Raw genomic sequence first — 1,555 nt, forward strand, 5'->3', positions numbered from 1 at the left:
GTCGGGGTCTACGAGGCCTTCAAGGCGGCGAAGCGCGCGGCGGCGGAAACCGGCTCGCTGATGCCCCCCGCCCACATCCGCAACGCCCCGACGAAGCTCATGAAGTCGCTCGGCTACGGCAAGGGCTACCAGTACGACCCGTCGACGCCCGAGGGCTTCTCCGGCGCGAACTTCTTTCCCGACGGCATGGAGCGCCGCAGCTTCTACGCCCCGAAGGGCGAGGGGCACGAGGCGAAGGTGAAGGAGCGGCTGGAGCGCTGGACGGCCTTGCGCGCCGCGATGCAGGCGGGCGGCGACGAGCCGTCAGGGTAACCGTTGCCGTAACCGCGTTTTCGGATCATCCTCCGCCCATCGGAATCCTTGGGAGGGGACCATGACCGACACTTCGATGACGACCCGCACGCCGTGGCACCTCTGGGTGGTCGGTGTGCTGAGCCTGCTGTGGAACGGGTTCGGCGGCTACGACTTCATCATGACCACGACGCAGGGCGAGGCCTATTTCCGCGCCTCCGGCTTCGACCAGGCGATGATCGACTATTACAACGCCATGCCGGCGTGGATGTATGCCCCGTGGATTCTCGGCGTCTGGGGCGCGGTGGCCGGCTCGATCCTGCTGCTGATGCGCAGCCGGTTCGCGGTTCCCGCCTTCGCCCTGTCGCTGCTGGGCGCGCTCGTCAGCCTCGTCTACGGCCAGTTCATGAACCCGATGCCGGAGCTGCCGCCGGCGATGGCGATGATGAAATACATGCCGTATGTGATCACCCTGATCGCGGCCTTCCTCGCCTGGTACGCCTGGACCATGTCGAAGAAGGGCGTGCTGCGTTGACCCCGGGGGACGCCGCCGGCCGGACGCGTGCGCCTTGGCACCTCTGGCTGGTGGGCGCCCTCGCCGTGCTCAAGAGCGGCCTCGGCTGCCTCGACTACGTCATGATGCAGACGCAGGGCGAGGCCTGGCTGGCCAGGATGGAGCCCACGCAGATCCAGATCGACTGGTTCCATGCCTTGCCGGCCTGGTACGATGCGACCTGGGCGATCTTCGTCTGGGGCGGGCTGCTCGGCGGCCTGCTGCTGCTGATGCGACGCAGATGGGCGGCGCCGCTGTTCGCGCTGTCGCTTCTCGGCTGGGCCGCGGGCGCTGTCTACGTCTTCGCCCTGTCGAACGGCCTGGAGGTCATGGGCCCCTGGTGGCCCATTCATCTGGTCCACGCCGGCGCGGCCGCCGGGTTCCTCTGGTACGCCTGGATGATGTCGAAGAGGGGCGTCCTGCGCTGAGGGCTGACGGGGGAGGGCGGTTCGCGTAAGCACGCGCGGTGACCGACCGCGCCCCCGTCTCCCTGTCCGCCGAAGAGATCGCCGCCGTCCGCTCGTGGGTGCTGCACGAGGACCCGCACCTGCTCGTGCTCAACAAGCCCGCCGGCCTGTCCAGCCAGGGCGGGCGGATCAGGGCGCACACCCTGGACGACCTGCTGTGGGCCTTCATGCGCTCCAACGGCAAGCGGCCGGAGCTGGTGCACCGGCTGGACCGCGACACCTCCGGCGTCATCCTGGCGGCGAA

General features: G+C 68.9%; 3 protein-coding genes and 1 pseudogene. All 4 read left to right on the top strand.

The window, feature by feature from the left end:
- Positions 1-312, top strand: a pseudogene (locus tag VGD32_RS11510) (replication-associated recombination protein A); the annotation flags it as partial.
- Between the two features lie 61 nt (positions 313-373).
- Entirely contained in the window at positions 374-826 is a 453-nt protein-coding gene (locus tag VGD32_RS11515) for a hypothetical protein (protein WP_331032025.1), read from the top strand.
- Positions 827-876: 50 nt separating this feature from the next.
- Entirely contained in the window at positions 877-1,272 is a 396-nt protein-coding gene (locus VGD32_RS11520) for a hypothetical protein (RefSeq protein WP_331032026.1), read from the top strand.
- A gap of 38 nt (positions 1,273-1,310) precedes the next feature.
- Positions 1,311-1,555, top strand: a 245-nt coding sequence (locus VGD32_RS11525; RefSeq protein WP_331032027.1) for a pseudouridine synthase, incomplete at its 3' end; no start/stop codon positions are given.

It is taken from the genome of Brevundimonas sp. (assembly GCF_036402095.1).
GTDB lineage: Bacteria > Pseudomonadota > Alphaproteobacteria > Caulobacterales > Caulobacteraceae > Brevundimonas.

What these genes read in the sequence shown, in the direction of transcription:
- VGD32_RS11515 (WP_331032025.1), top strand. Translation starts at nt 374, where the DNA reads ATGACCGACACTTCGATGACGACCCGCACGCCGTGGCACCTCTGGGTG.